Source organism: Streptomyces sp. MB09-01, assembly GCF_033794505.1.
Classification (GTDB): domain Bacteria; phylum Actinomycetota; class Actinomycetes; order Streptomycetales; family Streptomycetaceae; genus Streptomyces.
Genome location: NZ_JARAYQ010000328.1, coordinates 1 through 7769, shown reverse-complemented (window position 1 = coordinate 7769; position 7769 = coordinate 1). Strand labels below are relative to the sequence as shown.

The following is a 7769-nucleotide window of genomic DNA, read 5'->3' as shown; positions in this document are numbered from 1 at the left end:
CCCGTCCACCCGCCGGCCCGCTGCGCCGCCCGGCCCTCTGCGCCGCCCGGCCCGGTAGTCCGCCCGGCGCGCAGTCCGCCCGCCCGCAGTCCGCCGGGCCCGACCGCACAGGCGTCGGTGGCGTGAACTCCGCCACAGGTGCGCGAGGGTCCGGCCCCACGGGCCCCGGGATGGTGGGGCAGGGGCGGGCCTCCCGGTTATGCACCTAGTTGCAAAACCTGCCGCCCCTCGCTACAACAGGGTCATCACCCCCGCGCGAGGAGGCGCCCCCATGAGTTCCCAGAGCCGGTACCCGCACCTGCTGAGCCCCCTGGACCTCGGCTTCACCACCCTGCCGAACCGCGTGATCATGGGGTCGATGCACACCGGCCTCGAAGAGCACGAGGGCGGCTTCGAGCGCCTCGCCGCCTTCTACGCGGAGCGCGCCCGCGGAGGCGCCGGCCTGATCGTCACCGGAGGCATCGCCCCGAACGACGCCGGGCGCCCCTTCGAGGGCGGCTCCCGCCTCACCACCGAGGACGAGGCCGCGGAGCACCGGGTGATCACCGAGGCCGTGCACGCCGAGGGCGGGAAGATCGCGATGCAGATCCTCCACTTCGGCCGCTACGCCTACCACAAGGACCTGGTCGCCCCCAGCGCCCTCCAGGCCCCCATCAGCCCCTTCGTGCCGAACGAGCTCACCGACATCGAGGTCGAGCGGACCGTCGAGGACTTCGTCCGCGCCGCCCGCCTCGCCAAGCTCGCCGGCTACGACGGCGTCGAGATCATGGGCTCCGAGGGCTACCTGATCAACGAGTTCATCGCCGCCGCCACCAACAAGCGCACCGACCGCTGGGGCGGCGCGTACGAGAACCGCGTCCGCTTTCCGCTGGAGATCGTCCGGCGCACCCGCGCGGCCCTCGGCGAGGACTTCATCCTCATCTACCGCCTGTCCATGCTGGACCTCATCCCCGGCGGCTCCACCCTCGACGAGGTCGTCCACCTCGCCAAGGAGATCGAGGCGGCCGGCGCCACCATCATCAACACCGGCATCGGCTGGCACGAGGCCCGCATCCCCACCATCGCCACCTCCGTCCCGCGCGGCGCCTACACCTGGGTCACCAAGCGGCTGATGGGCGCGGTGAGCGTCCCGCTCGTCACCAGCAACCGCATCAACACCCCGGAGATCGCCGAGGAGCTGCTCGCCGACGGGCGCGCCGACCTGGTGTCGCTGGCCCGCCCCTTCCTGGCCGACGCCGACTTCGTCGCCAAGGCCGCGGCCGGCCGGTCCGAGACCATCAACACCTGCATCGGCTGCAACCAGGCCTGCCTCGACCACACCTTCAGCGGCAAGATCACCAGCTGCCTGGTCAACCCGCGCGCCTGCCACGAGACCGAGCTCGTCCTGTCCCCGACGCGCACGAAGAAGAGCGTCGCCGTCGTCGGCGCCGGCCCGGCCGGTCTCGCCTGCGCGGTCTCCGCCGCCGGCCGAGGCCACGCCGTCACCCTCTTCGAGGCCTCCGGCCACATCGGCGGCCAGCTCGACGTCGCCCGCCGCATCCCGGGCAAGGAGGAGTTCGAGGAGACGATCCGCTACTTCGGCACGCAGCTCGTGGAGAGCGGTGTGGAGGTCCGCCTCGGCACCCGCGCCGACGTGGAGACCCTGCGGGGCTTCGACGAGGTCGTCGTCGCCACCGGCGTCACCCCGCGCACCCCGGACATCGAGGGCGTGGACCACGCCAACGTCGTCAGCTACCTCGACGTGCTGCGCGACGGCGCCCCCGTCGGCGAGCGCGTCGCCGTGGTCGGCGCCGGCGGCATCGGCTTCGACGTCGCCGAGTTCCTCACCGACAGCGGCGAGGGCGCCTCCCAGGACCCCGAGGTCTACTTCCGCCACTGGGGCGTGGACACCGAGTACACCGGCCCCGGCGGGCTCGCGAAGCCCGAGCGCCCCGCGCCGCCGCGCCGTGTCCACCTGCTCCAGCGCAAGGCCACCAAGGTCGGCGCCGGCCTCGGCACCACCACCGGCTGGATCCACCGCGCGGAGCTCAAGCACCGCGGGGTCGTCTCCGTCGCCGGCGCCGCGTACGACCGGATCGACGACGAGGGCCTGCACATCACCGTCGACGGGGAGCAGCGCCTCGTGCCCGCCGACACGGTGGTCCTGTGCACCGGCCAGGAGCCGCGCCGCGACCTGTACGAGGCGCTGCGCGCGGCCGGTATCGAGGCGCACCTGATCGGCGGCGCCGACGTGGCCGCCGAGCTCGACGCCAAGCGGGCCATCCGGCAGGGCACGGAACTGGCCGCCGCGCTCTGAGATCCGCAGGCCGAAGGGGATTGTGGCGGTCCGGCCGGGCCGCCACAATTTCCCGGTGACGTTCTCAGCCGCAGACGCAGACAAGATCCTCGCCGACAACTTCGCCCCCTGGGTGCTCGCCCTGGGGCTGACCGTCCAGGAGACGGGCGAGCGGCACGCCGTGCTGCGCCTGCCCTGGTCCGGCGAGCTGGCCCGGGACGGCGGCGGCCTCTCGGGGCAGGCCATGATGGCGGCCGCCGACACCGCCACCGTCGTCGCGATCTCCGCGGCCCGCGGCGGCTACGGGCCGATGACCACCGTCCAGCAGTCGACGAGCTTCCAGCGGCCGGTGGTCGGGGCCGACGTACTGATCCAGGTACGGGTCACCAAGCTCGGCAAGCGCATGGCCTTCGCCGACATCACGCTCACCCCCGAGGGCTCGGACGAACCGGCCGCCACGGCCTCGACCGTCTACGCGCTGCTCGGCTGACCCGGTCGGGCCCGCGCGGCCCTCGCGGGCCCACCCGGAGGTTCAGCCGTGGACGAACCCCGGCGGGCGCTTGTCCACGAAGGCCGCCATCCCCTCCTTCTGGTCGGCGGTGGCGAACACCGCGTGGAACAGCCGCCGTTCGAAGCGCACCCCCTCCGCGAGGGTGGTCTCGAGGCGCGGAGTCCCGCGCGAGGTCCGAGGCGAGCGCGGGCAGGTGCTCCGCGGGCACGAAGTGGTCGGCGAGCCCGCACCGCAGCGCGTCCGCCGCGCCGATCGCCGTTCCGGTCAGGGTCAGGTGCGTGCCCAGTTCCCCGGGCGCCGGCGACAGCAGGTAGGTGCCGCCGACGTCGGGGACGAAGCCGATGCCGGTTTCGGGCATGGCGACGCGGGAGGGCTCGGTGACGATCCGGACGGTGCCGTGGGCCGAGACGCCGACGCCGCCGCCCATCACGATGCCGTCCATGAGGGCCACGTACGGCTTGGGGTAGCGGGCGATGCGCGCGTTGAGCCGGTACTCGTCGCGCCAGAAGTCCGCCGAGGCGGCGCCCCCGGAGCGGGCGTCCTCGTAGATGGAGCGGATGCCGCCCCCGGCGCAGAGCCCGCGCCCGCCGGCGCCGCTGATGACCACGGCCTCGACGGCGGCGTGTGGATGGCAGCGCACTCCCCGGTCACAGTGGCGGGACCGTGCCGGTTTCTCACCGGCTTCCCTGCACCGCGGACCTTGTTCCACGAACATATGGTTGGACGTCCTGGTAAGTCCACCCCACCACCCCGTGCGCAGCGGTGCGGCCTACAGTCGGGGCATGCGCATCGTCTCCCTCCTGCCGGCCGCCACCGACATCGTCGCCGAGCTGGGTCTGGCCGGTGACCTGGTGGGACGCACCCACGAATGCGACTGGCCGGCGGAGGCCGTCGCCGGTGTCCCGGTCGTCACCGCGGCCGAATTCTCCGCCGAGACGCTCAGCAGCCGGGAGATCTCCGACGCCGTGGGCGGCGCGGCGCACTCCGGATCCTCCCTCTACACCCTCGACACCGGGGCCCTTGCGGCCCTCGCCCCCGACGTGGTGCTGACCCAGGACCTGTGCGACGTCTGCGCCGTGTCCTACCGAGGGGTGTCACAGGCGGTCCGGGTGCTCGACGCCGGTCCGCGGGTGCTCAGCCTGGAGCCCCGCACCCTGGACGACGTACTGGACTGCCTGGTCACCGTGGGGGAGTTGCTCGGCGTACGGGAGCGGGCCGAGCGGCGGCGCGAGGAACTGCGCGCACGGCTCGCCGGAGTGCGGCGACTGACGGCGGGACTCGCCCGGCCCCGCGTGGTCGCCATCGAATGGCTCGACCCGCTGTGGCCGGCCGGGCACTGGGTCCCCGAACAGATCGACTGCGCCGGAGGCGAACCGCTGCTGGCCGCGGCGGGGGAGCACACCAAGGCGATGACCTGGGACGCGGTCGTCGCCGCGCGCCCCGACGTCCTCCTCGTCCTGCCGTGCGGCTTCCCGCCCGAGCGCACGATGCGGGAGCGGGAGCTGCTCACCTGCCTGCCCGGCTGGGACGAGCTGCCCGCCGTACGCTCCGGCGCCGTCTGGGTCCTCGACGGGCCGGCGTACTTCAACCGCCCCGGGCCCCGCGTGGTGCGGGGCGCGGAGGTACTCGCCCACGTGCTGCACTCCGTACGGGCCGGTGAGCCGGTGACCGCGGCGGAGGCGCGGCGGCTGGACTGAGCCGCCCCGCGGCGCCGTTCAGCCGCGCTCGGCGGTGACCGGGTACGGGATGAAGGTGCTGCTGTTCTCGTCGACGGCGAGGGTGCGGCCGAGCGGCGGGACCGCCCGCTGGGGGCAGTCGAGTCGCTCGCAGAGGCGGCAGCCCATGCCGATGGGCGTGGCGGCGGCCGTGTTGTCCAGGTCGAGCCCGTCGGAGTAGACGAGGCGGGAAGCGTGCCGGATCTCGCAGCCGAGGCCGATGGCGAAGGTCTTGCCCGGCTCGCCCCAGCCGCCCCGGTGGCGGGTGACGGCGCGGGCGGTCCACAAGTGGCGCTGCCCGTCGGGCATGGCCGCGACCTGGACGTGGATGCGGCCGGGCGCGGCGAAGGCCTCGTAGACGTTCCACAGCGGGCAGGTGCCGCCCGCCCGGGAGAAGTGGAAGCCGGTGGCGGACTGCCGCTTGGACATGTTCCCGGCCCGGTCCACGCGTACGAAGGAGAAGGGCACCCCGCGCAGCCTGGGCCGTTGCAGGGTGCTGAGGCGGTGGCAGACGGTTTCGTAGCCGAGGCCGAAGTGGTCGGTGAGCCGCTCGATGTCGTAGCGGAACTCCTCCGCGGCCGTGTGGAAGGCGCGGTACGGGAGGATCAGCGCCGCGGCGAAGTAGTTCGCGATGCCGATGCGGGCCAGGCCGTGGGTCGCGGAACCGGGCGGGAAGTCCTCGGCCGCCAGCCCGTCCAGCTCCTCGCCGTACTCCAGCAGAGCCAGTTGGGTGGCGAGCCGGAAGGCCTGCTGGCCCGGCCGGAGCCGGCTGGAGAGGTGCAGGACGCGGGCGCGCTCGTCGTAGTGGTGCAGCCGGTCGGAATCGGCCGCGAGGCGCACCCCGTGCCGGTCCGTGAGCCGCGCCGACAGGGCGCGTACGACGTCCCCCGGACGGATCCCCACCGCACGGGCCAGCTCCTCCGCGGCGAGGTCGGCGTCGTGCAGGTAGTTCTGCCGCCGGTAGAAGAACTCGCGGATCTCCTCGTGCGGTGAGCGCGGGACGTCGAGCGTGCCGTCCCTGCCGTCCGCGGCCCCGGCGAGCCGCTCGGCGAGCAACTGGCCGCGCCGGCCGAGGTCGAGCAGGACCGAGGCGACGGCGGGCATCCGGGTGGCGAGTTCCGCGAGGTCCGAGGCGGACACCCGGGCCTCGGCGACCTCCGTGGCGAGCGCCTCGCGCAGGTCGGCCACCAGCCGGGAGGTGTCGCGCTCCGAGAAGAAGCCGGGGTCGACGCCGAACGCCTCGGTGAGCCGCAGCAGCACCGGGACGGTGAGCGGGCGCGAGTCGTGCTCCATCTGGTTGAGGTAGCTGGGCGAGATCGCGAGGACGCGCGCCAGCTCGGCCTGGCTCATCCGCCGTTCCTCGCGTAACCGCCGCAGCCGCGCGCCCGCGTACGTCTTGCTCACCGTGCTCCTCGCCTGCTCCTCGGATGCCGGGGACAGCCGCAACCCTACGCGGGATCCAAGCCCCGCCAAGGTTTGCAAACTTGGCAAAACCGCCGGTGAAGATTCGCAGAACTTGGCATTCGTCCCTCCTTGTTGGCACTCGGTGCCACTGTCAGAGTCTGTCCTGCGGCCCGCCGGACCCGGCGGCCGAGACGGACGCTCCGGGCGCGGTTCACGCCCTGATGTCGGAGATCCCGGCGGTCCTGGCTCGGTGGCTCGGCAACATTGCTCAGTTCGGCCCACGGGTCGGTCCGGCGGCCGTGATCCCAGATTGAGGCACACGGTGCCAGCACCTTGCACAGCTGACCAGAACATTGGCAGATCAAGCGATTCATGGAGACGGTGACGGTCATGGCAGAGGCGAACACGACGGCGGCGGCCCAGCAGCTCGAACAGCGGTGGGCCACGGATCCGCGGTGGGCCGGGATCGAGCGCACCTACAGCGCCGAGGACGTGGTGCGGCTCTCCGGGAGCATCCGCGAGGAGCACACCCTGGCCCGGCGCGGCGCCGAGCGGCTGTGGCGGCAGCTGCACGAGCAGGACTACGTCCACGCGCTCGGCGCGCTCACCGGCGGCCAGGCCGTCCAGCAGGTCCGGGCCGGGCTGCAGGCGATCTACCTCTCGGGCTGGCAGGTCGCCGCCGACGCCAACCAGGCCGGCCACACCTACCCCGACCAGAGCCTGTACCCGGTCAACTCGGTGCCGCAGGTGGTGCGCCGGATCAACAACGCGCTGCTGCGCGCCGACCAGATCGCCACCGCCGAGGGCGGCAAGGACACGACGGACTGGCTGGCGCCGATCGTCGCCGACGCCGAGGCCGGTTTCGGCGGCCCGCTCAACGCCTTCGAACTGACCAAGGCGATGATCGCGGCGGGCGCTGCCGGCATCCACTACGAGGACCAGCTGGCCTCCGAGAAGAAGTGCGGCCACCTGGGCGGCAAGGTGCTCGTGCCGACCGCGCAGCACATCCGCACCCTCAACGCGGCCCGCCTGGCCGCCGACATCGCGGACGTCCCCACCCTGGTCATCGCCCGTACGGACGCCCTCGCCGCCAACCTGCTGACCAGCGACGTCGACGAGCGCGACGCGCAGTTCGTGACGGGGGAGCGCACGGCGGAGGGCTTCTACCGCGTGCAGAACGGCATGGCGCCCGTCGTCGCCCGCGGCCTCGCCTACGCCCCGTACGCCGACCTGATCTGGGTCGAGACCGGCACCCCGGACCTCGCCCAGGCCCGCGAGTTCGCCGAGGCGATCCACGCCGAGCACCCGGACCAGATGCTCGCCTACAACTGCTCGCCCTCCTTCAACTGGAAGGCGGCGCTGGACGACGACCGGATCGCCAAGTTCCAGCGGGAGCTGGGCGCGATGGGCTACCGCTTCCAGTTCATCACCCTGGCCGGCTTCCACTCGCTCAACCACGGCATGTTCGAGCTCGCCCGCGGCTACGCCGAGCACGGCATGACCGCCTACGTCGACCTCCAGGAGCGCGAATTCGCCGCCCAGGAGCACGGGTTCACCGCGGTCAAGCACCAGCGCGAGGTCGGCACCGGCTATTTCGACCTGGTTTCCACCGCCGTCAACCCCGCCTCCTCCACCACCGCGCTCTCCGGCTCCACCGAGGAAGAGCAGTTCCACTAGGCCGTCTCCGGGACGCGCCCAGCGGTCGGGCGGGGCCCTACGCCCCCGCCCGCTCCGCAGCCCGCCCGCGGCCGGCGTACGGGCGCCGCGCGCGGACCCGCGCCAAGCGGCGGAGCGGCTCCGCGATCGCCTTGCGGAGGTCCTCCCGCTGCTCGCTGAGGAACTGGTGGCGCTCCTCCAGCGCCGC

5 protein-coding genes and 1 pseudogene are annotated in these 7769 nt (G+C 73.2%); 4 read left to right on the top strand and 2 right to left on the bottom strand.

What is annotated here, in order from left to right; translation table 11 throughout:
• Positions 1–271: 271 nt before the first annotated feature.
• Positions 272–2296, top strand: coding sequence for an NADPH-dependent 2,4-dienoyl-CoA reductase (locus tag PV721_RS38630; RefSeq protein ID WP_319732821.1), 2025 nt, complete (start codon positions 272–274; stop codon positions 2294–2296).
• 55 nt (positions 2297–2351) lie between these two features.
• Positions 2352–2765, top strand: coding sequence for a PaaI family thioesterase (locus PV721_RS38625; RefSeq protein WP_319732819.1), 414 nt, complete (start codon positions 2352–2354; stop codon positions 2763–2765).
• 195 nt (positions 2766–2960) lie between these two features.
• Here PV721_RS38625 and PV721_RS38620 read toward each other — a convergent pair.
• Positions 2961–3501 (bottom strand): annotated as a pseudogene (locus PV721_RS38620) (enoyl-CoA hydratase/isomerase family protein); the annotation flags it as partial.
• Positions 3502–3568: 67 nt separating this feature from the next.
• On the opposite strand from PV721_RS38620, the gene PV721_RS38615 reads away from it, so the two are divergent.
• Positions 3569–4483, top strand: coding sequence for a cobalamin-binding protein (locus PV721_RS38615; RefSeq protein WP_319732817.1), 915 nt, complete (start codon positions 3569–3571; stop codon positions 4481–4483).
• Positions 4484–4501: 18 nt separating this feature from the next.
• Here PV721_RS38615 and PV721_RS38610 read toward each other — a convergent pair whose 3' ends face one another.
• Positions 4502–5905 (bottom strand): short-chain fatty acyl-CoA regulator family protein, encoded by a 1404-nt coding sequence (locus PV721_RS38610; RefSeq protein ID WP_319732815.1) that lies wholly within the window; start codon positions 5903–5905, stop codon positions 4502–4504.
• 390 nt (positions 5906–6295) lie between these two features.
• Here PV721_RS38610 and aceA point away from each other — a divergent pair, with 390 nt between their 5' ends.
• Positions 6296–7582, top strand: a complete 1287-nt coding sequence (gene aceA / locus PV721_RS38605; RefSeq protein ID WP_319732813.1) for an isocitrate lyase — start codon at positions 6296–6298, stop codon at positions 7580–7582.
• The last annotated feature ends 187 nt before the right edge of the window (positions 7583–7769 follow it).